25 protein-coding genes are annotated in these 25,551 nt (G+C 67.6%); 15 read left to right on the top strand and 10 right to left on the bottom strand.

The genetic code is table 11. The features are described 5' to 3' along the window. Positions 1-2: 2 nt before the first annotated feature. On the bottom strand, positions 3-1,952 hold the full coding sequence (locus ACIGKQ_RS12750) for an LCP family protein (protein WP_396573907.1): 1,950 nt from the start codon (positions 1,950-1,952) through the stop codon (positions 3-5). A gap of 377 nt (positions 1,953-2,329) precedes the next feature. On the opposite strand from ACIGKQ_RS12750, the gene rfbD reads away from it, so the two are divergent. From rfbD to ACIGKQ_RS12765, 3 genes are read left to right on the top strand one after another with little or no spacing between them, the layout of a single operon-like run. Then, positions 2,330-3,250, top strand: coding sequence for a dTDP-4-dehydrorhamnose reductase (gene rfbD / locus ACIGKQ_RS12755; protein ID WP_287016229.1), 921 nt, complete (start codon positions 2,330-2,332; stop codon positions 3,248-3,250). 51 nt (positions 3,251-3,301) lie between these two features. After that, positions 3,302-4,195 (top strand): glycosyltransferase family 2 protein, encoded by an 894-nt coding sequence (locus ACIGKQ_RS12760; RefSeq protein ID WP_396573909.1) that lies wholly within the window; start codon positions 3,302-3,304, stop codon positions 4,193-4,195. Beyond that, positions 4,185-5,291, top strand: coding sequence for a sugar phosphate nucleotidyltransferase (locus ACIGKQ_RS12765; RefSeq protein WP_235723838.1), 1,107 nt, complete (start codon positions 4,185-4,187; stop codon positions 5,289-5,291). Before ACIGKQ_RS12760 ends, ACIGKQ_RS12765 begins: the two co-directional genes overlap by 11 nt. Before the next feature lie 22 nt (positions 5,292-5,313). Here ACIGKQ_RS12765 and ACIGKQ_RS12770 read toward each other — a convergent pair whose 3' ends face one another. After that, complete coding sequence (locus tag ACIGKQ_RS12770; protein ID WP_235723837.1) at positions 5,314-5,982, bottom strand: O-methyltransferase; 669 nt, start codon at positions 5,980-5,982, stop codon at positions 5,314-5,316. A 266-nt stretch (positions 5,983-6,248) separates the two neighbouring features. Here ACIGKQ_RS12770 and sigE point away from each other — a divergent pair, with 266 nt between their 5' ends. The 4 genes from sigE (at position 6,249) to tatB (ending at position 9,757) form a co-directional block, all read left to right on the top strand. Continuing rightward, positions 6,249-6,857: an RNA polymerase sigma factor SigE gene (gene sigE / locus ACIGKQ_RS12775; protein WP_235723836.1), complete on the top strand. Its 609-nt coding sequence runs from the start codon at positions 6,249-6,251 to the stop codon at positions 6,855-6,857. Positions 6,858-7,056: 199 nt separating this feature from the next. Beyond that, on the top strand, positions 7,057-7,632 hold the full coding sequence (locus tag ACIGKQ_RS12780; RefSeq protein WP_396573912.1) for a hypothetical protein: 576 nt from the start codon (positions 7,057-7,059) through the stop codon (positions 7,630-7,632). Between the two features lie 150 nt (positions 7,633-7,782). Beyond that, entirely contained in the window at positions 7,783-9,249 is a 1,467-nt protein-coding gene (locus tag ACIGKQ_RS12785) for a trypsin-like peptidase domain-containing protein (RefSeq protein ID WP_396573974.1), read from the top strand. Between the two features lie 49 nt (positions 9,250-9,298). Then, complete coding sequence (gene tatB, locus ACIGKQ_RS12790; RefSeq protein ID WP_396573914.1) at positions 9,299-9,757, top strand: Sec-independent protein translocase protein TatB; 459 nt, start codon at positions 9,299-9,301, stop codon at positions 9,755-9,757. A 15-nt stretch (positions 9,758-9,772) separates the two neighbouring features. Here tatB and ACIGKQ_RS12795 read toward each other — a convergent pair whose 3' ends face one another. The 4 genes from ACIGKQ_RS12795 to ACIGKQ_RS12810 all read right to left on the bottom strand — a co-directional run bounded on the left by ACIGKQ_RS12795 (position 9,773) and on the right by ACIGKQ_RS12810 (position 14,274). Next, entirely contained in the window at positions 9,773-10,918 is a 1,146-nt protein-coding gene (locus ACIGKQ_RS12795; protein WP_396573916.1) for an Mrp/NBP35 family ATP-binding protein, read from the bottom strand. A gap of 79 nt (positions 10,919-10,997) precedes the next feature. Next, positions 10,998-12,128, bottom strand: a complete 1,131-nt coding sequence (locus ACIGKQ_RS12800; RefSeq protein WP_396573918.1) for a lytic transglycosylase domain-containing protein — start codon at positions 12,126-12,128, stop codon at positions 10,998-11,000. 287 nt (positions 12,129-12,415) lie between these two features. Further along, positions 12,416-12,955: a DUF1003 domain-containing protein gene (locus ACIGKQ_RS12805; protein ID WP_235723831.1), complete on the bottom strand. Its 540-nt coding sequence runs from the start codon at positions 12,953-12,955 to the stop codon at positions 12,416-12,418. Continuing rightward, on the bottom strand, positions 12,952-14,274 hold the full coding sequence (locus ACIGKQ_RS12810) for a magnesium transporter MgtE N-terminal domain-containing protein (RefSeq protein WP_235723830.1): 1,323 nt from the start codon (positions 14,272-14,274) through the stop codon (positions 12,952-12,954). The genes ACIGKQ_RS12805 and ACIGKQ_RS12810 overlap by 4 nt, the downstream gene beginning before the upstream one ends. 160 nt (positions 14,275-14,434) lie before the next feature. On the opposite strand from ACIGKQ_RS12810, the gene ACIGKQ_RS12815 reads away from it, so the two are divergent. From ACIGKQ_RS12815 to ACIGKQ_RS12835, 5 genes are all read left to right on the top strand, one after another. Beyond that, a complete protein-coding gene (locus tag ACIGKQ_RS12815; RefSeq protein ID WP_266062056.1) occupies positions 14,435-14,923 on the top strand; it encodes a general stress protein in 489 nt (162 codons plus the stop codon). A gap of 170 nt (positions 14,924-15,093) precedes the next feature. Next, a complete protein-coding gene (locus ACIGKQ_RS12820; RefSeq protein WP_287016231.1) occupies positions 15,094-16,578 on the top strand; it encodes an ABC transporter substrate-binding protein in 1,485 nt (494 codons plus the stop codon). Then, positions 16,575-17,729, top strand: coding sequence for an ABC transporter permease subunit (locus ACIGKQ_RS12825; RefSeq protein ID WP_235723828.1), 1,155 nt, complete (start codon positions 16,575-16,577; stop codon positions 17,727-17,729). Before ACIGKQ_RS12820 ends, ACIGKQ_RS12825 begins: the two co-directional genes overlap by 4 nt. An 8-nt stretch (positions 17,730-17,737) precedes the next feature. Continuing rightward, positions 17,738-18,568 (top strand): carbohydrate ABC transporter permease, encoded by an 831-nt coding sequence (locus tag ACIGKQ_RS12830; RefSeq protein WP_235723827.1) that lies wholly within the window; start codon positions 17,738-17,740, stop codon positions 18,566-18,568. Positions 18,569-18,571: 3 nt separating this feature from the next. After that, positions 18,572-19,750, top strand: coding sequence for an ABC transporter ATP-binding protein (locus tag ACIGKQ_RS12835; RefSeq protein ID WP_235723826.1), 1,179 nt, complete (start codon positions 18,572-18,574; stop codon positions 19,748-19,750). Positions 19,751-19,828: 78 nt separating this feature from the next. On the opposite strand, the gene ACIGKQ_RS12840 is transcribed toward ACIGKQ_RS12835, so the two are convergent. After that, the gene (locus ACIGKQ_RS12840) at positions 19,829-20,686 is read right to left on the bottom strand and encodes a chromosome partitioning protein ParB (protein ID WP_235723825.1); all 858 of its coding nucleotides are present in this window, start codon (positions 20,684-20,686) and stop codon (positions 19,829-19,831) included. Next, a complete protein-coding gene (locus ACIGKQ_RS12845; protein ID WP_235723824.1) occupies positions 20,676-21,350 on the bottom strand; it encodes a metallophosphoesterase in 675 nt (224 codons plus the stop codon). The genes ACIGKQ_RS12840 and ACIGKQ_RS12845 overlap by 11 nt, the downstream gene beginning before the upstream one ends. A gap of 48 nt (positions 21,351-21,398) precedes the next feature. Between ACIGKQ_RS12845 and ACIGKQ_RS12850 the strand changes: the two genes are divergently transcribed. Further along, on the top strand, positions 21,399-21,974 hold the full coding sequence (locus ACIGKQ_RS12850; RefSeq protein ID WP_235723823.1) for a suppressor of fused domain protein: 576 nt from the start codon (positions 21,399-21,401) through the stop codon (positions 21,972-21,974). A gap of 37 nt (positions 21,975-22,011) precedes the next feature. Here ACIGKQ_RS12850 and ACIGKQ_RS12855 read toward each other — a convergent pair whose 3' ends face one another. Continuing rightward, the gene (locus ACIGKQ_RS12855; protein WP_235723895.1) at positions 22,012-23,085 is read right to left on the bottom strand and encodes a magnesium and cobalt transport protein CorA; all 1,074 of its coding nucleotides are present in this window, start codon (positions 23,083-23,085) and stop codon (positions 22,012-22,014) included. Positions 23,086-23,123: 38 nt separating this feature from the next. Here ACIGKQ_RS12855 and ACIGKQ_RS12860 point away from each other — a divergent pair, with 38 nt between their 5' ends. Beyond that, positions 23,124-23,744, top strand: coding sequence for a MarC family protein (locus tag ACIGKQ_RS12860; RefSeq protein WP_235723822.1), 621 nt, complete (start codon positions 23,124-23,126; stop codon positions 23,742-23,744). A 13-nt stretch (positions 23,745-23,757) separates the two neighbouring features. Beyond that, a complete protein-coding gene (locus ACIGKQ_RS12865) occupies positions 23,758-24,696 on the top strand; it encodes a glycine betaine ABC transporter substrate-binding protein (RefSeq protein WP_235723894.1) in 939 nt (312 codons plus the stop codon). 22 nt (positions 24,697-24,718) lie between these two features. Here the strand turns inward: ACIGKQ_RS12865 and ACIGKQ_RS12870 are convergent, their stop codons facing one another. Then, positions 24,719-25,549, bottom strand: coding sequence for an SDR family NAD(P)-dependent oxidoreductase (locus ACIGKQ_RS12870; protein ID WP_396573924.1), 831 nt, complete (start codon positions 25,547-25,549; stop codon positions 24,719-24,721). Between the last annotated feature and the right edge of the window lie 2 nt (positions 25,550-25,551).

Here is a 25,551-nt window from a genome sequence, read left to right on the forward strand (position 1 = left end):
GATCAGTTCACACAGGTCGGGCCGTCGGTGCCGGCCGTGATGGGTGGGCGGTTGTTGCCGACGCGCTCGCTGGCCGGGACGTTGTCGACCTGGGTTCCGGTGTCGAGGATCGAACCCGGGCCCTCGTAGGTGTTGGTGAGCACGGCCTTCAGATGCTTCTCCGGTAGTGAGGAATCCACGCGCACCTCGGCGCCGCCGAGATCCTTGGCCAGTTGGCGGGCCCCGGCGTCCTCGGCGTGGGTGTACACGACCGTGTCGCGGTCGTCGGCACTGCCGCTGAGGGTGTCGCCGGACTGGAACCCCTTGGTGGTCAAGATATTGGCGACGTTCGATGCGAGACCGTCGATAGTGCCGGCGTTGACCACGTCGACAGTGTAGTCGGCGCGTTCCGGTGTGCCGTCGTCCTGCTTGCGGTTGAGGAGGTTGTCGGTGAAGGTCCGCACCTGGTTGGGGTCGACCTCGACGACGCTCTGCTGGCCGTCCTCGCTCCACCCTTGCTCGGTGACCACCGGGATGGTGGCGAACTTGACGCGTCCGCCGCTGAGGTCCTTGAGTTGTTCGGCGAGTTTCACGACATCCCAGTTGTCGTCGATCACGACCGACCGGGAGACCGCCCGCTGCAGTTCGGACAGCTTGCCAGGGTCGGCGAGCATGTTGGCCGACAGCATCTTGTTGGCCAGCGAGGCCATGAACACCTGCTGCCGAGTGATGCGATCGAGGTCGCCGCGCGGCAGCCCGTGGCGTTGCCGGACGAAACTGAGTGCCTTGGGGCCGTTGAGGGTTTGTTCGCCGGCGCGGAACCGTGCCCCCGAATACGGTTCGTTGACCGCGTCTTTCAGGCAGACGTCGACGCCGCCCACGGCATTGGTCAGCAGCACGAAGCCGAGCAGACCCACCTCGGCGTAGTGGTCGACGTGCACGCCGGTCAGGCCGGTCACGCTGTCGATGAGGGCCTTGCGTCCGGCCTGCGTGCCGTCGTTCTCGGCCGCCGCGGGCGTCGCACCGGCCTCGACCGCGCGCTGGCGCACACCCTCCTTGGTGGTGCCGTATGCCGCATTGATCTTCGACATCCCGATGCCGGGAACCTCGACGTAGGAGTCGCGAGGGATCGAGATCGCCGTCGCCGACGATCCGTCGTTCGGGATCCGGATCAACAGGATGGTGTCGGTGTTGGTGGCGACTTCCTCGCCCGAGCGCAAGAGTTTGAGTTCGTCCGCCGACAGCGGATTGCCCTTGGCATCGGTGCGTGAATCGGTGCCGACGAGCAGGATGTCGACCGCGCCGTCGTCGGCGCCGCCGAGACCCAGGCCACCCAACTGGGTGATGTTGGAGTTGAGATTGTTTACGTTGTTCCACGCGTAGCCGGTGCACAACAGCACCGACACCGAGAGCAGCGCGACGAGCCCACGACCGATGCCGGCCCGGCTGGTCTTGGCCCGCCAGGACGGGCGCGACGGCGGGGTCGGGCCGGTTCCGTCTGGACGCGGTTCGCGGGGGCGCCGATTGGAACCCGATGTCGCGGTCGCTGCTGCTGCCGGCCGATCCGGTCGGTCTCGCCGTTCGGGCTGCGCCGCCCGACGTCGAGAGCGCGGGTGTCGGGGGTCGGAGGGGCCGCCACCACGTTGATCGGCCTCGGCTGCCGGGCGTCGTCGCCGCCGCGGTGAATCTGTGGCGCCGTCGGTGTGGATTTCGTCGGATGCGGTCGAGACGACGTCGGGCCGGCGGCCCCGGACACCTCGGCCCGCGGGAGGTGAGGACACGGGTCGCCGGCGTGGCGGAGGTGCCGACACATCATCAGGGCTCGGTCGGCGGCGCTTCGGCTGCCCGGACGCGCGCGGGTCGACGCGGTCCTCCGGAGAGGGCCTGCGGCGGCGTTGCTCGGGTCCCGACCACGGGGCCTGTTCCGGCGGCCGCCGGCGAGGTGTGCGTGGCTGCTCCCGGCCACCTGTCATCCTCCGGTCATCAGCCGGCGCCCCCTCTGGCCTCTTTCGGTCGGTTGGCTTCCGGTCCGTCGATGACATGGGACGTGGCGTGGACTCGTCGGGGCGTGTGCGACCACCGTGACGTCGGCGTGCATCACCAGGTCGAGACTCCACGAGCGGGTCATCACCTTTCGTCGTCGGTCACCACGGCTCTGCTTGCCTGCCGGTCACTGTTGGGTGTGACGCATGTGTGTGCAGATGTCGGTGATGTTGGCGTTTCAGATGTTGCAGTTCTGACGCCAGGCTATTGAAGTGGCGTAGGAAATCCGGGAACGCCACGCCGTATCAGTCCCGCGAGACTCACATCACCGACCGCCATCGCGTCCCGGCGGCCCGCGTGCGGCACGATGGCAGCCATGAGTCCGACGTTCTTCGTCATCGGTGCGACCGGACAGCTCGGCACCGCGCTGCGGGCCGACGCGGATGCGCCCGCCAACATACGTGCGCTGGGGTCGGCTGACGTCGACATCGCCGACGCGGCGTCGGTGTCCACGGCGTTGTCCGATCTGGGGCCGGGTGATGTGGTGCTCAACTGTGCGGCCTACACCGACGTAGACGGTGCGGAGTCCGACACCGCCCGCGCCTACGCGATCAATCGCGACGGACCGGCGAATCTCGCGCGAGCAACGCGTGCGGCGGGGGCCTGGCTGATCCACGTCTCGACCGACTACGTCTTCGCCGGCGCGGCGGCGACCACCACCGCCCCACGCCGCGCGCAGCCGTACCAACCCGGCGACGTCACGGGTACCCCGGAGACGGTGTACGGCGCGTCCAAACTCGCCGGCGAGCAACTCGCCGTCGAGCTCGATCCGGCCACCACGATCGTGCGGACCGCGTGGGTCTACACCGGCGGTCCGAACAGTCGTGACTTCGTCGGCACCATGCGGCGCCTGGAGTCGTCCCGCGACACGGTGTCGGTGGTCGACGACCAGACCGGATCGCCCACCTACGCCGCAGATCTGGCGGCCGGGCTCTGGGAACTCGCGGCGCGCGGCCGCGACCGGAGGGTGGCCGGCGCGGTGCTGCACGCCACCAATTCCGGCAGCGTCACCTGGTTCGCCGTGGCACGCGCGGTGTTCGCCGAGGTGGGGGCCGATCCGGACCGGGTGCATCCGTGCACCACCGCGCAGTTCCCTCGTCCCGCGCCGCGACCGGCGTACTCAGTGTTGTCGCCGACCGCGTGGGCCGAGGCGGGCCTGGCCCCATTGCGTGACTGGCGGGCAGCCCTGCATGCCGCCGTGACGCTCGATCACGCTTCGGTGGACTGACACGTGTCGCAGCCGCGCAGGACATCCGTCAACGTTGGTTACCCTTACCCGGTGACCGCTGAGTTGGCCGTCGTGACGGTGACGTATTCGTCGGGGAGGCATCTCTCGACCTTCCTGGAGAGTTTGGCGAAGGCCACGTCGGCGCCACCGCCGCGAGTCGTCATCGCCGACAACGGTTCCACCGATGGCGCGCCGGAGACGGCAGCCCGCGAACACGACAACGTGACGCTGGTCCACACCGGCGGCAACATCGGCTATGGCGGCGGCATCAATCGGGCCGTCGCCGAACTCGACCCGTCCGTCGAGTTCATCGCAGTGGCCAACCCCGACGTCGAGTGGTCGCCCGGCTCGCTCGACGAACTCCTCGCGGCGGCCCGACGGTGGCCCCGTGCCGGTTCGCTTGGTCCGCTGATCCGCGAACCGGACGGCTCGGTCTACCCATCCGCGCGCCGGGTACCCGATTTGATCTCCGGCGCCGGACACGCCGTTTTCGGCTCGATCTGGAAGTCGAATCCGTGGACGACGGCCTATCGCGCCGACAACGCCGAGCCCAGCGAACGGTCCGTCGGGTGGCTGTCGGGGTCGTGCCTGCTGGTGCGGAGGGCGGCGTTCGACTCGGTGCAGGGCTTCGACTCCCGGTACTTCATGTACATGGAGGACGTGGATCTCGGCGACCGGCTCGGTCGGGCCGGTTGGCTCAACGTCTACGTGCCCGGCGCGGAGGTCGTGCACACCAAGGGGCATGCGGCCGGACGTGATCCGGACGCCATGTTGCCCGCCCATCACCGCAGCGCGTACCGCTTTCAGGCAGACCGACACCCCGGGGTGTTGCAGGCGCCGGTGCGGCTCGCGTTGCGGATCGGACTCGCACTGCGTTCGCGGGTCGCGGTCATCGCGGCCCGCAGGTCTGGGGAACGACACCGAGGAGCAAGCCATGACCAGTGACAACCCAGTCGACGCGCCGTCGGGAGGCGACGGCGTGCAGGCCGTGGTACTCGTCGGCGGGAAAGGCACGCGGTTACGTCCGCTGACATTGTCGGCACCCAAGCCGATGCTGCCGACGGCCGGCGTGCCGTTCCTCACGCATCTGCTCTCCCGCATCAGGGAAGCCGGCATCGTCGACGTGGTGCTGGGCACCTCCTTCCAGGCCCACGTGTTCTCCGAGTACTACGGCGACGGATCGAAGCTCGGACTGAACCTGACCTATGTCACCGAAACCGAGCCGCTCGGCACCGGTGGGGCCATCCGCAACGTGCTCGACCAACTCACCGCCGACACCATCCTCGTGTTCAACGGTGACGTCCTCGGCGGCACCGACGTCCGTGAGGTCCTTGCCACACATCGGCGCAGTGGGGCCGACGTCACCATGCACCTGGTGTCGGTGAGCGATCCGCGCGCCTTCGGCTGCGTGCCCACCGACGACACCGGCCGGGTCACCGACTTCCTGGAGAAGACCCAGGACCCGCCGACCGATCAGATCAACGCCGGTACCTACGTTTTCCGGCGTGCGGTGATCGAGGAGATCGAACCGGGCCGACCGGTGTCGGTGGAGCGCGAGGTGTTTCCCAAGCTGCTCGCCGACGGTCGGCACATCCAGGCTCACGCCGACCACGCCTACTGGCGGGACATGGGTACGCCGGAAGACTTCGTCCGTGGGTCGGCCGACCTCGTCCGCGGCATCGCCCCATCGCCGGCGCTCGGTGACCGCCGAGGTGAATCGCTCGTGCACGAAGGTGCCGGCGTGGCACCCGGCGCGGTGCTGATCGGCGGCACGGTGGTCGGCCGCGGCGCCGAGATCGGTCCGCGCGCCCGCCTCGACGGCGCCGTCATCTTCGACGGGGCGGTCGTCGAGGCCGGGGCAGTGGTGGAACGCAGCATCGTCGGCTTCGGTGCCCGGCTGGGTCCCCGGGCGCTCGTCCGCGACACCGTGATCGGTGATGGTGCCGACGTCGGTGCCCGTTGCGAACTACTCCGCGGCGCCCGCGTGTGGCCGGGGGTCCAGCTGCCCGACAACGGAGTTCGGTTCTCGACCGACGTCTGATCGACAGGACCGAGGGGCGACTCTAGCGGGCTTTGGCGGCCGCCAGCACACCCGCCCCGAGCGGGATCACCACCGGCAGTAGGCGCTCGTCGTCGGCGATCAGCAATGCGGCCTCGCGTGCGGCGACCGCGGCGGGCTCCGTGCGGGTGGGGTCGGCGACGGCGCCACCCGCGGTCGCATTGTGCACCACCACCACGCCGCCGGGCCGCAGCATGCGCACCGCCTCGGTCACGTGCCGGGGGTGGTCGATCAGTGGCCCGTCGACGAAGACCAGGTCATAGGACTCGTCGGCGAGTCGCGGCAGCACGTCGCGCGGGGTGCCGTTGATCAGCCGAGTGCGGCCCGAGGCGATGTCGGCGCCGGCGAACGACTGGCGGGCTGCGCGATGATGCTCGGGCTCCGGGTCGATGGTGGTCAGCACACCGTCCGAGGCCATGCCGTTGAGCAACCACAATCCGCTCACCCCGACCCCGGTCCCGATCTCGACGACCGCATGGGCGTCACAGCTGCGCGCCAACAGCGCCAGCAACGCACCCACCGCCGGCGCGACGGCCGCGGCACCCAGCTCGTCGGCCCGGGCGCGGGCCGCCAGTAAGGCGTCGTCCTCGACGATCGCAGATTCGGCATAGTCGATCAGCGTGTTGCCCGCCGAGGCGGCCGCATCGTCGGCGCCTCCTTCTGAATCCGTCACCCTTCGAGGTTATGTCCCCGCGTGGCCTTTCCGTGCGCGGCGCGCCACTCGTGGTACAGAACGGCGTGGTCAGGCCCCATTTGTCGACCGACCAGACATCCTCAGCGAAACCTCAGGTCTCTCATACGGCGACCACAACACGATGGGAGAGGGTTTCAATCAGCGATGTCCTCGCCCGGCGGAATAGTTTGGCGAGGGTCCTGGTTTACCATCGTGAACATCCGTCATCCGATGCGATGACCGGGGAAGGGAACTGGCCACTCAACATGACTGATCCCCTGGGGTCTGCAGACGTCGTCCCCGCCGGCACTGCCGGCTTCGACGCAACCGGCGACGGCAATCTGATGCCGTCATGGGACGAACTGGTGCGCGAACACGCCGATCGTGTGTACCGGCTCGCCTATCGGCTGTCCGGCAATCAGCATGATGCCGAAGACCTCACGCAGGAGACGTTCATCCGGGTCTTCCGGTCCCTGTCCAACTACAAGCCCGGCACATTCGAGGGCTGGCTGCACCGCATCACCACCAACCTGTTCCTGGACATGGTGCGCCGGCGGAGCAAGATCCGGATGGAAGCCCTGCCCGAGGAGTACGACCGGGTGCCCGCGGACACCCCCGATCCGCAACAGATCTTCCACGACGCCAACCTCGACCCCGACTTGCAGGACGCGCTCGACGCGTTGCCGCCCGAGTTCCGCGCCGCCGTGGTGCTCTGCGACATCGAGGGATTGTCCTACGAAGAGATCTCCGCGACGCTCGGTGTGAAACTGGGTACGGTGCGCAGCCGCATCCATCGTGGCCGCCAGGCGATCCGTGACCACCTCAATGCCCGCGGTCACACCAGCAGTCGCTCGGTCGCCGTCGGTTCCTCCTAGCGGCCTCGTCCCTGACACCTGCGGACGCCACGCATCTGCAGATCCCGGGAACCGCGGCCGCCCGGGCTTCGTTGTCATCTTCGGATAGGCTGGGTGGCCGCGCGTTGTCACACTCCGCGCGATTGCCATCGGAGTATCGGTGGCGGCGCCGCCGATCAGCAGGTGACGTGAGGCACAGGGCGAGAGAGGTGAACGTCAGATGGAGATGAGCCGAGGAAGGCCAGCCTCGGGGCAACCGGACTCGCGGCAACCGGGATGGGGCATCGATGGCCCGCTTCCCACATCCGATCTCCGACGACGCCGACGATCCTCATGGAACCCCGCCACCTGGACTCCGGTGACCGCCTCGTTGGCGCCCAATCGCGACTATCGAGCGCCGGGAACGGCCGGGGGACGCCGATTCGCCTCCACCGAGCATCTCGCCGCGGAGGCGGTGGCCGCCTTTGTCGACGCCGAACTCGGGATGACAGCTCACCTGCGCGCCACGCAACATCTCGCGCAGTGTCGCGAATGCATGGCCGCGGTCGACGCGCAGGTGACCGCTCGCACCCGGCTGCGGGCCGCCGGCGACGTGTCCATGCCCGCCGGGTTGCTCGGTCAGCTGAGCCAGATCCCCACTCGCGAGATCGACGTCACCGCCATGTCGTCGGACACACCGACCGATCGCGTCGGTTTCGATCCGGCCGACGGCGGATCGGCGCAGCCGAATATGCCCACCGATGCCTTCGAGTCGGGTCCGACGCGTGCGCGGATGAGCCGTTGGCGGGGCCGCTGACAGGTGGACGGTAGTAGGGACGACGCAGTCGATCAGGCGAACAGGGCCGCCAAGGACGCCACGACTGAGCAGACGGCCGGCGCGCAGCCGACGAACGACGCGCTCAGCGAAGCCGACGACTCCGTGTGGGGCGACGACGCCACCGGCGACATAAACGGCGAGACCACGAACACATCGGCCGGCGGCCCATCCGGTCCGCATCGCGCCGCGGTCTCACCCCAGACTGCAGCGGTGTTCGGCCGGCCCGACGGGGTGGCAGGTTCCTTCGCGGAGTCACCCGAGTCGCCCAACGATCGGCCGGTCCCGGAGATCTCCGCGCCGGATCCGGTACTCGCAGAGGCGTTCGGCCGTCCGGCCGGGGAGACCGAGACCCTGCAGCGTGATCCGCTTGCGTCCTATGGCCGGGACGAGGCTCCGTCGGCCCCGCCGGATCCCTGGCGTGACCCGGAGTCCATGGTGGCCCTGGCCGATCCGGCGCTCACCGCACCGACGAGCGCCGAGCCGACCGAAGCCGGACCCAGGCTCGGTATCCGGGACATCCTCTTCGGCCGACGTGTGAGTTGGCATGTGCTCGCGACACTGGCGGTGCTGGCATTGTTGGTGGGCCTGGTCGGGGGCCTGATGGGTCGATGGACGGCCGAGGTCGTCTCACCACTCAACTCCGACTCCGTACGGCTGTCCACCGGCGAGTCCGACGATGACGCCGAACCCCGGTCTCCGGTCGCGAATGTTGCGCGGGCGGTGGAGAAGTCGGTGGTGGCACTCGATGTCCGGACCTCGAGTTCGGTGGGCACCGGATCCGGCTTCGTGATCGACGAGAACGGCTACATCGTGACCAACAACCACGTCATCGCGATGGCCGCCAACGACCGCAACGCGAAACTCGAAGCCGTCTTCTTCGACCGTCGGCGGGTGCCCGCGCGCATCGTCGGCCGTGACACCAAGACCGACCTGGCCGTGGTCAAGGTGGACAATGTCGACAACCTGACGGTGTCGACGATCGGCAATTCCGACGATCTGCAGATCGGGCAGGAAGTCGTCGCCTTCGGCTCGCCGTTGGGTCTCGACCGTACTGTGACCAGTGGCATCGTCAGCGCCTTGCACCGTCCGGTGCCGCTGCGACCCGATGCGGAGTCCGACACCGACGCCGTGATCGATGCCATCCAGACCGATGCGGCGATCAACCCGGGTAACTCCGGCGGCCCACTGGTCGACGACGACGCCGAGGTGGTGGGTATCAACACCGCCGGACTGGTGCCCGGCGGCGGGTCGATCGGCCTCGGCTTCGCGATCCCGATCAACCAGGTGGTGCCGATCGCGCAGACGTTGATCCGCAACGGCGAGGTCCGTCATCCGCAGATCGGTGTCAACGCCAGTTCGGTGCGCAACGACCGGGTGTTGGGGGCACAGGTGCGCAACGTGGTCGCCGGCGGACCGGCCGACCAGGCAGGTGTGCGCGAGGACGACGTGATCACCTCGTTCAACGAGCGGACCATCGAGAGTGCCGACGAATTGACCGTGGCGGTCCGCACCGCGAAGATCGACGACACGGTGCCCTTCACATACTGGCGTGACGGGCGGACCTTCACCGGTACGATGACGCCCGCCAGTGATTGACCAGACCGCCTGACGGTACGGCAGCGGGCACGAGCGATGGGGAAGCACAATGTTCAGCAGCATCGGTTGGGGTGAGATCGCCGTACTGCTGGCCGCCGGTCTCATCATCCTCGGGCCGGAACGGCTCCCGGGTGCAGTGTCCTGGACGATGAAGTCGTTGCGGCAGGTCCGTGAATACGCGACCGGCGCCACCGACCAACTCAAGAACGAACTCGGCCCCGAGTTCGACGACCTGCGCAAGCCGTTGTCCGATCTCAACGAACTGCGCGGCATGACTCCGCGCGCCGTGGTCACCAAACACCTGCTCGACGGCGACGACTCGGTGTTCAACCTCGGACTCGACGCGACCACGGTGGACCGCACCACCACCGAGACCCCGCAGATCAAACCGGTCTCCCGGCCGCTGCCGGATCCTGTCACCGATGCCAGGTCATCGACGGACGGTGACGCAGACTCATCGGCGCCGACGGTGCGCGGTCACCGCGTCAGCGACTGGGACGCCACCTGAGCCGTCTGTTGCCGGTCAGGCGTTCCGAGTGGTGTCGATACCGAGACTCATCCCGGCGAGCCCACGGCGCCGGACCGCCAGTTTTTCGGCGATGGCACGCAACGCCGACCCCGACGTCGAGTCCGGGGACGAGAGCACAACCGGCACACCGGAGTCGCCGCCTTCGCGCAAGGTCGTCTCCAGCGGAACCTGTCCCAGCAGCTCGACCTGGGCGCCGACCGCTCGGGTGAGCCGTTCGGCGACCTTCTCCCCGCCGCCGGACCCGAACGGCTCCATCCGGGAGCCGTCCGGCAGCTCCATCCAGGACATGTTCTCCACCACGCCCAAGATCTTCTGGCGGGTCTGCAACGCGATGGCACCGGCACGCTCGGCGACCTCGGCGGCGGCCTGCTGCGGCGTCGTCACCACCAGGATCTCCGCCCCGGGGATGAGCTGAGCGATCGAGATGGCCACATCGCCGGTGCCGGGTGGCAGGTCGAGCAGCAGGACGTCGAGGTCGCCCCAGTAGACATCGGCGAGGAACTGTTGCAGTGCGCGATGCAGCATGGGGCCACGCCAGGTCACCGGGGTGTTGCCGTCGGTGAACTGGCCGATCGAGATGAACCGTACGCCGTGACTCTGCGGCGGCATGATCATCCGCTCGACCTGGGTCGGCTTGGCATCGCTGCCCAGCATGCGGGGTACTGAGTGCCCATAGATGTCGGCGTCGAGGACACCCACGCTGAGACCGCGTTCAGCGAGTGCAACGGCGAGATTGACCGTCACGCTCGACTTGCCGACGCCGCCCTTGCCGGAGGCGACCGCGTAGACGCGGGTCAGCGAGCCGGGCTGCGCAAACGGGATCACCGGCTCGGCCTTATCGCCTCGGAGCTTCTTGCGGAGCTCGGTGCGCTGTTCGTCGTCCATCACGCCGAGCTCGACGCGGACCGTACCGACGTCGGGCACGTCGGCCACTGCGCTTTCCACCCGGCCGCTGATCTCGGTACGCATCGGGCAGCCCGAGGTGGTCAACAGGACGACGATGTCGACACTCGCATCGTCGTTGACCGCGACCGACCCGACCATCCCCAGGTCGGTGATGGGTTTGCCGATTTCGGGATCATTGACCTTGCTGAGCGCGGCGCGAACCGCCGATTCGGTGGGTACAACTCCGGTAGTCATCACCTGCCAGCTTAACTGTCGGGCAGACGGGCATCGGCAGACGTCCACGTCCACCGGTCGGATACCGCAGGGCGGTCGGTCAGCGGGGCGCTCCGGGGGCAGGGGTGGTGCTCGGAGCGCCGGGCTTGCGGTTGGTGCCCGAATCGCGCGGGCCTGCCGGTTGCTGCTGCGGCGCGGTCTTGGGTCGTAGTTCGGGCGGCAGCAGTTCCGGCGGCACCAGATCCGGTGGCAGACACAGCTGGCCGAGACAGGTCGGTGCCGGCGTCGTCGTCGACGGCGGGCTCGACGGGGCAGACGAACGCTCGCTCGGGGTGGATGGCGTCGAGGACGTCTTCGACGACGACGACTTCTTCGGCTTGCGCTTGGGTTCCGGGATGGGATTGGTCGGCATGACGCCGGTGGCGTAGGCGCCTGCCCAGCTCAGCACGTTCGCCACGTACTCCATCGAATGGTTGTAGCGCAGCACCGCCGACACCTTGTTCTTTTCGGCCATGATGTCGCTGACGCCCGCACACAGGTAACGCCCGGCCGAGTACGTCGCGTCGAAGACGTTGTTCGGATCCGACTTGCCGTCGCCGTTGGCGTCGGAGCCCCAGCTGGCCCACGTACTGGGGATGAACTGCATCGGGCCCATCGCGCGGTCATGGGTCGCATCACCGTCGATCCGACCGCCGTCGGTGTCTCGGATGACGGCGTTGCCGGCCAGTGAGCCGTCCAGGACGGGTCCGGCGATCGGATTTATGGTGGTGCCGTACTGATCCACCGAACCGTTTGATGCGTGGTTGGACTCGATGCGTCCGATACCCGCGAGCAGGAACCAGGGCAGTCGGCACTGGGGAGATTCCGCGGCAACCCGGTTGGCGGCCAACTTGTATGCCTGCAGGACGACTCCCGGGATGCCGAGCGGACCGCTCGGCAGGGCCGCGGTGATCCGGAACTGCGGCGCCACGGCCGGCTCGGCCGCCTTGGGGGGCGGGGCGAAGCCGAGCAAGGTCACCGGCGCGCCAGGAACGATCTCGGCTGAGGTCGGGGGAGCGGCTGCGGCGACGGCTTCGGATCGGGTGGAGATCGCACCACCGGATGCGCTCGACGTCGCCGCACCGAGGAGCATCGCGCCCACCAACAGTCCGCCGCTTCCGACCGTCAGGGCGCGACGAGGTACGTGTGCGCGCCGCGGGCCCCGGGCGCGACGGAAAGGACGCGGGCTCATCGGCGCAACCTCGGTGACGCCGCCCCGTTCATCGTCGGCGTCCGCATCTGCGTCACCGATATCGCCTGCCTGTCCACACCCACTCCGATGGTCCACCGCTCATGCATGTCCGCCCCGAACCCTCGCGGCTTGGTGTCGGCATCGACCCTGTGTGTGCCGGGTGTCCCGGACGTCTCCCCGGGGCCGGCCGACGTGTGACCCACGATACATATGGGTCGACCGCCCCAATACCGGAACCCGACAATTCTTGGCCACGCCCATCTGATCGGTGGGTGAACGGTCGGGCGTTACCGACGCGCGTCGTTGCGAGCGCCGCTGTCGGTCTGCTCGCCGTCCTCCTCGTCGGCCGACGGCGCCAAGCGCTCGGTGAGTTCGGTCAACAGGTCATCGAGTTCGCGGCGCAGGTAGTCGCGGGTGACGGTGTCGCCGACCGCGAGCCGCACCGCGGCGAGTTCGCGTGCGAGGAACTCGGTGTCGGCCTTGGTCTGCGCCGCGCGCATGCGGTCCTCGTCGAGCGCGACCTTGTCGCGGTTCTCCTGACGGTTCTGCGCGAGCAGGATGAGCGGCGCCGCATACGCCGCCTGCGTGGAGAATGCCAGGTTGAGCAGGATGAACGGGTAGGGATCCCACCGCCAGGACACTGCCACCAGGTTCAGGGCGATCCACACGATGACCACCACGGTCTGGATGGCCAGGTAGCGTCCGGTACCCAGGAACCGGGCGATCCGTTCGGCGTGGACGCCGACCACGTCGGAGTCCAGATTGAACGAGAATCGCCGGCCCCCGCGGGGTGTGTCGAGGCGGCGACCGCTCTGTTCGGGGCTCACGCACCTGCTCCTGCGGTGTCGGCGCCGGTGATCCGGGGGATGGGTCCGGTGTCGTCGGTGTCGGTCTCCCGCCAGTCACGGGGCAATATCTCGTCGAGCAGGTCGTCGACGCTGACGGCTCCGACCAGGTGACCTTGGTCGTCGACGACGGGCCCGCACACCATGTTGTAGGTCGCGAAGTACCGGGTGACGGTCTCCAGTGAGTCCTCGGGGTGCAGCCGGGACAGATCGGTGTCGATGATCCCGCCGACGAGGTGGGCGGGGGGTTCGCGTAGCAACGCCTGCACGTGCGCGCAGCCGAGATACTTGCCGGTCGGTGTCGACGTCGGCGGGCGGACCACGAACACCAGACTCGCCGCCGCCGGGGTGACATCCGGATCGCGTACGCGGGCAAGCGCTTCGGCGACGGTGGTGGAGGCGGTGACGATGATCGGCTCGGGGGTCATCAAACCGCCCGCGGTGTCGGGGGAGTGGGTCAGCAGGCGGCGGACGGGCTCGGAGTCCTCCGGGTCCATGCGTTCGAGCAGCGACTCGGCCTCTGCGTCGGGCAGCTCGCCGAGCAGGTCGGCCGCGTCGTCGGGATCCATCGCCTCCAGCACGTCGGCGGCACGCTCGGGCTCGAGATTCTTCAGCACTTCGGTCTGGTCGTCGGGTGGCAGTTCCTGGAGCACGTCGGCGAGGCGCTCGTCGTCGAGGGCGGCCGCGATCTCGTCCCGGCGCTTGCCGGGGAGCTCACGCAGCGCGTTGGCGACGTCGGCGGCCCGCATGCCCTCGAACTGTTGCAGCGCCTGAGCAACGCCCTGGCCGGGCAGGTTGAGGTCGGTCGGGGTGAGTCCGTGCACGTGGGTCCAGTCCACCACGTGGGTCTCCCCGCGCCGCCGCAATCCCCGACGCCCGGTGCGAACCGCCACCCGCGACACCACCCAGTCGCGGGTGCGGGTGCGCTCGATGCCCAGGTCGACCACGGTCACGTCGATGCCCGCCAAGTCGGTCAGGTCCGGATCATCAACGCGGACACGGGAATCCAAAATCTGACCGACTGCCAACGCCTCGCCCGGGCGTAGGTGGAGCCGACGGAGACTGACCGTTCCGGTGTTGAGTGTGACCGCCTGGGGCTCGATGGCGGTGACCCGCAGCATGGGGACGAAGATCCGTCGTCGGGTGGTGAGTTCGACCGCCAGGCCGAGCGCACGCGGCTGTTGTCCGGTCAGGCGGACCGCGACGACGACATCACGCACCCGGCCGATCGACTCGCCATCGGGTCCGAGCACGGCCAATCCGACCAACCTGGCCACGTACACCTTGCTCACCACCGCCATGGGAGTAAGGGTAGTGGTATCGGGATGCGCACTGCGCGCGTCCCGACCCGCCGCAGTGCCTCCGCGGCGGGGCCGATCCTGCCCGCCGCGGTGCCGAATGAGTGTGTCGCGGGCGCCTGACGAACGCGCGCCGCAGGCGCCGAAGAAAGAAGGACGCGAGATGACGAACCCGATGCGCCCCGGTCGCGAGACCCCGGGTCTGCCGACGCCGCCGACGGGATGGCCGATCGGTTCCTATGGCACCTACGCCGAGGCGCAGCGCGCCGTCGACCACCTTTCCGACCAGAACTTCACCGTGCAGGATGTGACGATCGTCGGCGTTGACCTGATGCAGGTCGAGCGCGTCATCGGGCGTCTGACCTGGGGAAAGGTGATCGGCGGTGGCATTGTCTCCGGTGCCTGGCTGGGCTTGTTCTTCGGTCTTCTCGTGTCGTTGGTGGTAACCGGCGCCGGCTTCGCGCCGATCGTGTTCGGCTTGATCGGCGGCATCATCTTCGGTGTGATCTCGACGACCATCCCGTATGCCGCGACCCGGGGGCAACGCGACTTCGCGTCCACCATGCAGCTCGTCGCGGGTCGCTACGACGTGCTCTGCGACCCCCGTACCGCCGAGCGGGCGCGGGACATGCTCAGCCGCCTGTCCAACTGACCCCGATCCGGTGGGAAATGGGCGCGGGCCAGATCACGATTCTCCTACGTTCTGGCACGCCCTTACCGAATGTGTTGCATGTCACGAACTGTGACGGCTAACGTAGCGCCTCAGACGCTGACCGGTGCGGCCTCGAAGTCTTGCACCGCGAACGACATCGAGGAGGCTGCGTGCGGTTCCGGGCTGGCAGTTCCGAATCCGGTCTATCGACAACCCATCCGAGGCGGCAGCGCGGGCTGCGGCGAAAACTGGTGGTGGCGGCGGCCGCGCTGGCGACTGCGCTACCCATCGTGACCGCCTGCGGCTCGGGCTACACGCCACGGGTGATCAACATCTATCCACCCGCCGACGGCGCGTCGTTCATCGACAAGGTCGGGCAGAAGTGCTCGGCCGAATCCGACGGCGCCTACCAGATCGTCACCACCCCGCTGCCCAAGTCCGCCGACGACCAACGCCTGCAGCTGGCACGGCGGCTCGCAGGCAACGACCACGGTCTGGACCTGATGGGCATGGACGTGGTGTGGACCGCCGAATTCGCTGACGCGGGATGGATGGTCCCGGTGCCCGATGACCTGGCCGCCGACGTGGAGCGCGACACCCTGGGGGGCCCGCTGGAGACCGCGACGTGGAAGACCGACGATGACGCGGAGAAACGGCTCTACGGAATCCCCACCTGGACCAACACCCAGTTGCTCTGGTACCGGCCGGACGTGTTGCGTGAGTACCTGAACAAGAACCGTCCACCGACCACGTGGGACGAGATGCTCGCCGACACCCAGGCGGTGCTGGCCAAAGGCGGGCCGAGCTACATCATGGTGCAGGGTCGTCAATACGAGGGCCTCATGGTGTGGTTCAACTCGGTGCTGGCCAGTGCCGGTGGGGAAATCGTCGATCCCGACGATCCGAGCAAACAGACACTCAACGACACCCCGGCCCATCGTGAGGCAACGCTGCGGGCCCTTCGGACACTCAAGGCCGTGGCCACCGCGCCCGGACACGACCCGTCGCTGACCAACTCCGACGAGTCGGCGGCCCGTCTGGGTATGGAGAGCGGCAACGCCCTCTACCAGGTCAACTGGCCGTTCGTCTTCTCATCCATGCGCAGCAATGCCGCGGCGGGCGACGTGCCGTTCTTTCCGGAGATGACGGAGTTCGGACCGATGTTCGCCGATCCGGACAATCCGCCTGCGGACAGCGATCTCGCTCCGGTCAATCGGGTGGTGCGAACCAAGTTCGACTTCGCGCCCTATCCAGGTGTGAGTCCGGATATGCAGACCAAGACGACACTCGGCGGTATCAACATCGCAGTGGCCAGTACCTCGCAACAGCAGGACCTGGCATTCGAGGCCGCGGCCTGCCTGACCAATCGCGATGCGCAGCGCGTGTACTCGATCGAGGGCGGCACCCCGCCCACGATCGCGTCCATCTACGACGACCCGGACTTCCAGGACGCCTACCCGATGGGCGACGACATTCGAGACCAACTCAGCGATCAGACCGCGGCGTTGCGTCCGGCATCGCCGGATTACCAGGCCATCTCGACACTGGTCACCGCCACGCTGAGTCCGGTCGGAGCGTGGGATCCGGAGACGATGGTCGATGAACTCGCCGACCAGGTCCAACGCGCGATTGACGGGGAGGGGCTGATCCCATGACCACGGGAGACAACGACGATCCGCGGACCCGGCCGGGTCGGCATTCGATGCCCGACGACGCGACCCCGCGTGAGCCCTCGGTTCGGCCGCCCGAGGTGACGCGCCGTCCGGACTCGGGCGCACCGGCATCGGGGGGCTGGGTCCCGCCGCAATCGGGTGCCGCGGCAGGCCGTGCGCCGGAGTTCCCGGCAGCGGCCTCGACCGCGCCGCAGGGTGCGGTCGCGACGGCGACCCGTGACCCGGCAGAGCCGTCGCGGCGCAAGAGTGCGATCAGTGAAGGCAAATCCGCCGAGCGTCGGCTGGCGTTCTGGCTGGTGGCGCCGGCCGCGCTGATGATGCTGCTGGTGACCGGGTACCCGATCATCTACGCGTTCTGGTTGTCGCTGAACAAGATGAGTCTGTCGGCGCCAGGCGAGCGCGAGTTCGTCTGGTTCAGCAACTATCTGACGGTCCTGAGTTCGGATTACTGGTGGACCTCCTTCTTCGTGACACTGGGCATCACCGTGGTGTCGGTGGCCATCGAGCTCGTGCTGGGTATGGCGATCGCGCTCGTCATGCATCGCACCATCTTCGGGCGCGGCACCATCCGGACGGTGGTGCTGATCCCGTACGGCATCGTGACGGTCGCCGCTGCCTTCAGCTGGTACTACGCATGGACGCCGGAGACCGGGTATCTCGCCAACCTGTTGCCCGACGGCAGTGCACCGTTGACCGAACAGTGGCCTTCTCTGGCCATCATCGTGCTGGCCGAGGTGTGGAAGACGACGCCGTTCATGGCACTGCTGCTGCTGGCCGGTTTGGCGCTGGTACCCGACGATCTGCTCAAAGCCGCCCAGGTGGACGGCGCAGGAGCGTGGACGCGGCTGTGGCGCATCATCATCCCCTTGATGAAACCCGCCATCCTGGTGGCCCTGTTGTTCCGCACCCTGGATGCGTTCCGGATCTTCGACAACATCTACGTGTTGACCAGAGGGTCCAACAACACCTATTCGGTGTCGATGTTGGGTTACGACAACCTGTTCAAGGCATTCAACCTCGGAATCGGTTCGGCCATCAGCATCCTGATCTTCATCTGTGTGGCGCTCATCGCGTTCATCTTCGTCAAGGGCTTCGGCACCGCCGCGCCCGGCTCTGACAACGAGGGGAGGTAGGGCCGGACATGTCGCAGAGTGTGTCCAATCGGGTCTGGTGGACCGTCGCCAACGTTCTGGTGGTGCTGTACGCCGTCATCCCGCTGCTCTGGATCATCAGCCTGTCCTTCAAGCCGCCGGGCAGTATCAAGGACGGCAACTTCATCCCGCAGCAGTGGACCTGGGACAACTACAAGGGAATCTTCGAGACCAGCGCGTTCACCAGTGCGCTGCGCAACTCCATCGGTATCGGGCTGATCACCACGCTGATCGCGGTGATCCTCGGCACGATGGCCGCCTATGCCGTTGCCCGGCTGGACTTCCCGGGTAAGCGCCTACTCATCGGTGCCGCCCTCCTCATCGCCATGTTCCCGCAGATCTCGCTGGTGACCCCGTTGTTCAACATCGAGCGCAGTATCGGCCTGTTCGACACCTGGCCCGGCCTGATCCTGCCGTACATCACCTTCGCGCTCCCGCTGGCGATCTACACGCTGTCGGCGTTCTTCCGAGAGATCCCCTGGGAGCTGGAGAAAGCGGCGAAGATGGACGGAGCCACGCCGTGGCAGGCGTTCCGTAAGGTGATCGCTCCGCTGGCCGCACCGGGTGTCGTGACCGCCGCCATCCTGGTGTTCATCTTCGCCTGGAATGACCTGCTGCTGGCGCTGTCGTTGACCTCCACCGAGCGGGCCATCACCGCGCCGGTGGCGATTGCGAACTTCACCGGCGACTCACAGTTCGAGGAACCGACCGGGTCGATCGCTGCGGCCGCCGTGGTCATCACGATTCCGATCATCATCTTCGTCCTCTTCTTCCAACGTCGAATCGTTGCCGGCCTGACCTCCGGCGCCGTGAAGGGATAACCCGTGGCCGAGATCACCCTGAGCAAGGTAACCAAGCAGTACCCCGACGGGTCGACGGCGGTCCACGGGGTCGACATCGACATCGCCGACGGCGAGTTCATCATTCTGGTCGGGCCGTCCGGATGTGGAAAGTCGACCACGCTGAACATGATCGCAGGACTCGAGGACATCACGTCCGGCGAGCTGCGGATCGGCGGGGAGCGGGTCAACGAGCGCGCGCCCAAGGACCGCGACATCGCGATGGTCTTTCAGAGCTATGCGCTCTACCCGCACATGTCGGTACGGGAGAACATCGCCTTCCCGCTGACGTTGGCGAAGATGAACAAGTCCGAGATCGCCGCCAAGGTCGATGAGGCCGCCAAGATCCTCGACCTCGGACCGTATCTCGACCGCAAGCCCGCCAACCTCTCCGGTGGGCAGCGTCAGCGCGTGGCGATGGGCCGTGCGATCGTCCGCTCGCCCAAGGCGTTCCTGATGGACGAGCCGTTGTCGAACCTCGATGCCAAGCTGCGCGTGCAGATGCGTACCGAGATCGCGCGACTGCAGAACCGGCTGAACACCACGACCGTCTATGTCACCCACGACCAGACCGAGGCGATGACTCTCGGCGATCGGGTGGTGGTGTTGCGCGGCGGATACGTGCAGCAGATCGGTACCCCGCAGGAACTCTACAACGAGCCGGCCAACCTGTTCGTCGCTGGATTCATCGGCTCTCCCGCGATGAACTTCCTGCCCGGGCGGCTCGGTTCCGACTCCATCGAAACGCCGATCGGCTCGATCTCCGTTCCCGATCACCAACAGGTGGTCGCCAATGCCCAACGCGCGCAGAGCAATGGCGAGGTACTCATCGGCATCCGGCCCGAGCATCTCGAGGATGCCGCACTCGTCGAGACCTCGGTGCGGGAGAAGGGCGCGACCTTCACTGCATCCGTGGATGTCATCGAGAACATGGGGTCGGACAACTACGTCTACTTCTCGGTGGACACCCCGCACGCGACGAGTGACGCGCTCAGCGAGTTGTCCGCCGACGCGGGCGGTGTGGACATCGGTGGCGGGCAAATGATCGCGCGGGTGTCCCCGGAGTCGTCGATCAGTCGCGGCAGCAACGCCGAACTCTATTACGACACCTCGCGTGTCGCGGTATTCGACCAGTCCTCCGGCGCGAACCTGCGTCTCGCCTGAGGGGGAGTCACTCTGACCGCTCAGCAGGTAGCTTCCCCTGGTCGGTGAGGAGCGAGCGTGCGGCGTCACGAAGGGCGTTCACCGGCGCCGACGATGCCCCTGTTCGTGCAGCTTGCGGATGATCTCGTCATCCCAGATGTGCTTGCGCACCAGGCGATACCGTTCGCACGCGAGCCACATGTACAGTTCCGCGTCGCTCTCGAGGTCGGTGCGGATCTCGGCTCGGCGCGCCATCCGCACCACCGGTAGGAACTCCTCGCCGAACCAGCGGCGGGCCACCTCGGCTCGCCCGAGATACTCGCCGAGTTCCTGGCTGAGGCGAAACCCCCACGCCTCCACGTTCTCCGCGAGTTCTGCATAGTCGAACGGGTCGGCGAGCCTGATCGCCTCGGCCTGCGCGCTGGGCAGTGGAACCCGCGACAGGAACAGCCGCCGATGATCCTTGAGCAGTAGGTCCGAGGTGACGTTGATGCCGTCGGCGGAGATGCGGGTGTGGATCTCGGTCACATACGCGTCGATGGTGCGGAAGTGCCGCGCGATGGCGATGGACACACGGTGATGGCCGTCGAGGACGAAGTGCATCGACCCCACCCGGTACAACTGCACCGGCGGCACCGATTCGCCACGGCGCTGCGCCGCGGCCAGTCGCTGCCAACGCTCCCGGATCCGGGACGACGTGGGTCGGAAGTACCGATCGAAATCCCTGGTACGGTCCACGCTTCCGACGATCGTGCTGACCTCGACCTGTTGTAGGCCCAACGCCGTCTCGCCCACGCGGCCGAGTGCGGCGACGACCTCGTCGAACGGCAACACGGTGTTGACGTCGGCCGGTTGGCGCGTGAACCACGCCATCAGCCGCGACATCTCGGCATGCCTGCGCATGCGGGTGAAGTCGTTCTCGGCGTCGGCGTCGGGAAAACCGGTGTCACGAGCCATGTCGTCGCCTCACGACCTGGAATTCCCGGCTGCCCGGCTCGATGTCGAACTCGCAGTAGCCCACGACATTCATGGAGATCGTGTCGTCGCCGATCATCTTGTCGGCCGGCCGCATTCCGTACGGATGCACATGCCCGTGCACCAACAGGGTGGGGCGCAACGACCGCACGAGGCCGTGATAACAGTCGAATCCGCGATGCGGGGCGTCGTCGCCGTCCCCGACCCCACGTGCCGGGCTGTGGGTCAACAGAATGTCGGGCGTCGGCCGCGAGCAGGTCAACCGCCAGGAGCGCAGCCGCTGATGGACATCGGTGTATTGGTTGGGGCCGCTGTTGTAACGCCGACAGCCGCCGAGCCCGCTGATCCGCAGACCGGCGACGGTCGTGGTGCGGCCGTCGACGTTGATCGCGCCACGTGGCCCGGGTTCGGCGGCCGGTAACCCGGCACGGACCCAGCCTGCGCGTGCCTGCCGGTAGCCCGACAGATCCCGATCGTGATTGCCGGGTACGAAGACGCACGGCGCGTCGCAGAGCGTGGCGAGCACCTCCAGGTATTCGAACGGAAGGTCGCCGGCACCGAGGATGACGTCGGGCCGACCTTCGATACCCATACCGAAGGTCAGCGACTCCACGACCTCGTCGGCCACCGCCAGCACACGAACCACGCCTGTCAGGTTACGGGGCCGGTCAGCGCGGCGACTACGGTTGGAGCCGTGAGCGATGCAGTCACCGACCGGATCAGTGAGTTCCTCGGCGAGCGTATGTCCACGCAACCGCAACGTGCCTCGGTCACCTTCCTGGGAGTGGAGCCGATCGAGGTACTGCGGTTCGCCGGCGGCGACGATGTCGTCTACGTGACCCTCGGTTGCGCCCGGCACCCGATGAGCGAACCCAGCGATCTCCACGCCGACCCCGTCACGGGGCCACGCGCCGAGGTCGTGGTGCGATTGCACGCGTCGACCCCGTTGCCCGGCCTGCACAAGCGGATGGCGACGGTGGCCGCGGCGCCGGCCGTCGAAGGCCTCATCCTGGCCCCTGATGCCCTCGTCGACCTGTCCGAACCGGTCTGGGACGGGGCGGCACCGACGGCGCTGCTCCTCGAACCCGATGACCTCGGCGACCTGGTGTTACCGGAGCCGATGGATCCGGTTCGATTCCTGCGTGCCGTGCCGATCACCGCGAACGAGGCCGCATGGGTACGGCTCAAGGGCGCCGACGCCCTGCGTGAGGCCTGGCGTGAAGCCGGAATCGACGTGATGTCGCCGGAGCGAGCCGCCGCGAAGCTCTGAGCGGTCCTAGGAGGAAAACGCCGGTCGGCGTCCGGCGCTACAGCCAGTGGTGTCGGCGCAAAATCACCCACAGCGCGGAGCACGCGACGAGCAGTCCGACGATCACCGTCGGATAACCCCAGCGTTCGTCGAGTTCTGGCATGTACTCGAAGTTCATGCCATAGATCCCGGCCACCAGGGTCGGCACGGCCGCGATCGCGACCCACGACGAGATCTTGCGCATGTCGGTGTTCTGCTGGATGCCCACCTTCGCCGCCGCGGCACCGAGCAACGAGGTGAGAACCTCGTCGTACTCCACGACCCGGTCGATGACAGTGGTGAGATGGTCGGCGACGTCACGGAAGTGCCGCCTGATCTCCTTTGGCACCATCGGATTGTCGGCGGTGAGCCGGGCCAACGGCCCGGTCAGCGGGGTCACTGCGCGTCGCAACTCCAGAACCTCGCGTTTGAGCAGGTAGACGGGGTCGATGTTGAGGGAGCGCTGGGTCCCGAACACCGAGCTCTCGATGGCGACGATGTCGGTTTCCATCCGATCGGTGACCGCGAGATAGCTGTCCACGACGAGGTCGGAGATCGCGTGCAGCACCGCGGTCGGTCCCAACTCCAGTCGTGTGGGCCGGGCCTCCAGCCGCCGACGCAATCCGGACAGGTGCGTGTGATCGCCGTGGCGGACGGTGATGACGAAATCCGGACCGACGAAGATCATGATCTCGCCGGTCTCGACGACCTCACTGGCCTTGTCCATCGACTCGTGCTCCACGTACTTCACCGTGCGCAACACCAGGAACTGGGTGTCGTCGTACACCTCGAGCTTCGGTCGCTGGTGGGCGTTGACGGCGTCTTCCACCACCAACTCGTGCAGCCCGAAGACCCGCCCGACGTCCTGCATCTGTTCGTCGTCGGGGGAATGCAGGCCGAGCCAGACGTACCCCTCGCCACTCGCGCGCACCTCGTGCAGCGCTTCGCGGTAGGACACCCGCCCGGGGCGGCGATCGCCGTTCACGTAGACGGCACAGTCGACCACCGCGCGGGCCGCGGGCACCGGGATACGCGGCAGCGGACGCTTGTCGCGGCGCGGCGTGACGAATCCGCCGGGCCGCAGATGCGGCATCGAGGGCACGAGGTGGATGCTACTCGTAGGATCACCGCGTGCCCTTCGACGTGACCGTCTACACCACCACTTTGATCACGCTGATCGTGATCATGGATCCGCCCGGCCAGGTACCGGTGTTCCTCAGCCTGGTGGGCCACCGATCGGCGGAGTACCGGCGCCGCGCCGCCTGGCAGGCTCCGCTGGTCAGTCTGCTGGTGATCAGTGTGTTCGCGATCGGTGGCAAGGCGATCCTGAACTATCTGCACATCGGGATCCCGTCCCTGCAGGGTGCGGGCGGGCTGCTGTTGCTGCTGGTGGCGCTGCAGTTGCTGACCGGACTGGGCTCTGCGGGCAAACCCGAGGCCAGCGACGATGTCAACGTGGCATTGGTGCCACTGGGGACCCCGCTGCTGGCCGGACCGGGCGCCATCGCAGCGGTGATCGTGGCGGTGAGCGCCGAAGCGGGTAACGCCGGGGGCTATGTGGCGATCGCCGCGGCCATCATCAGCGTCCACTTGATCGTCATGATCGTGCTGCGCTATTCGACGATCCTGATCCGCCTGCTCGGCATCGGCGGTATCACGTTGTTGGCGAAGATCGCGGGTCTGTTGCTCGCCGCCATCGCGGTCCAATTGATCGCCGACTCCGTCGCTGGGTTCGTCGCCGCGGGCGGCTAACGTGGGGCGCGTGATGAAGCGCGCACTGACGGCTGTTTTGACGATCTGTGCCCTCGCGGCGACCCTCCTGGCGTGCTCTGAGGACACCTCGCCGGGCCGAGAGGTGACGTTGGGCGCACCGGACTCATCGGCGATGATCGTGATGGCCCAGGTCTATGCCGGCGCACTCCGACATGCGGGTAGCCCGGTGTCGACAGAAATACACACCGGTGACTACCGGCAACTCCTCGACGAGATGGACACACTCGACGTCGACCTGTTCCCGGCATTCAGCGGAAACCTGCTCAGCCGGCTCGCGCCGCAGCTCGAGCCACGAACCGCCGAGGAGGTCTACACCGATCTCAACCGGTCACTCCCGCAGGGGGTGTCGGTGGGTGACGCGACGATGGTGACCGCCACACCGCAGGTCTTCGTCGCTGCTTCGACGGCCGACGACGGGCAGGTGAGCGACCTCGCCGACTGCGGCCGGCTGCCCGCCGACCTGCCGGTGGTGATGATCGGTGCGCCACAGCAGGGTGTGGTGGCGGCGTTCGCTGCGGCCGGATGTCGCTTCGGTCCGGTGGAATCGGTGGACTCGGTGTCTGCGGCCGCCGACCGGATCGCCTCGGGGCAGGCGGTCGGCGTCCTGACCCCGCTCGACGTCGCGGGTGACGACGCGGAGGGGTCGGTCGGTGACATTCGTGCGCTGCGGGTGTCGGTGCCCGACGCCACCGCATCGGCGACAGCCTCGGCCGCGCCGTCGGCGACGGCCGTCGTCGACGTTGGGCCGCGACCCGAGGAACTGGTGCCGGTCTATCGCAGCGCGGCTCTCACCCTCGACGAGGTCAAGACGATGAATGTGGTCGCCGGCGAGATGACCACGGCGGATCTGGCAACGCTGGCTCGCGCCGTGGACACCGGCGCAGACCCGGCCGAACTCGCGGGCGAGTGGTTGGCCGAACACGGTCTGTGAACCGGTCCGGCCAACCGCCTGGTCAGCGGGCCTTGGACAACGCCCAGCCGGCGATCCGGGCGACGACGCCCTGATAGCCCGAGGCGACGACGCGGACCCAGAGGTCGAGCAGTTTGGCGTCGGTACCGACGAGCACGCGGGCGCGGTTGCGGCGGACGCCGTTGATGATGACGTCGGCGGCGTCGGCCGACGTCATCCGGGCGAGGTAGCGGTCGAAGAACTCGGCAGTGGACTTCTGGTTGTGCTCACCGGACGTGGTGGCGTTGCGCGCGATCGCGGTCTTGATACCGCCGGGGTGCACGCAGGTGACCTTCACCGGGTGCTTGGCGACGATCATCTCTTGGTTGAGGGCCTCGGTGAAGCCGCGGACTGCGAACTTCGCCGAGTTGTAGGCGGCCTGCCCGGGTTCGGACAGTAGCCCGAACAGCGACGAGGTGTTGACGATGTGGCCGTCTCCGGACGCGATGATGTGTGGCAGGAAAGCCTTGGTGCCGTTGACGACTCCCCAGTAGTCGACGTCCATCACCCGCTCGATGTCCTTGAACTCGGTGCGCTCGATCTCCCCGTGATGGGCGATGCCGGCATTGTTGAAGATGACGTTGACGATGCCGTAATGGGCCACCACGGTGTCCGCGTACTCCAGCACGGACTCCCGCTCGGCGACGTTGAGCAATTGCGCGTGCACGGGTGCCCCCGTCTCGGCGACCAGCTTCTCGGTGACCGCCAGGCCTTCCGGGTTGAGGTCGGAGATGGCGAGTTTGGCGCCCATCCGGCCCAGCTTCACCGCGAGGTCGCGGCCCATTCCCGAACCGGCGCCGGTGATGACGACGACCTTGTCACGAAAGTCCTTCATGG

The sequence above is a fragment of the Gordonia sp. NPDC062954 genome, from assembly GCF_044543825.1.
Lineage (GTDB): Bacteria > Actinomycetota > Actinomycetes > Mycobacteriales > Mycobacteriaceae > Gordonia > Gordonia tangerina.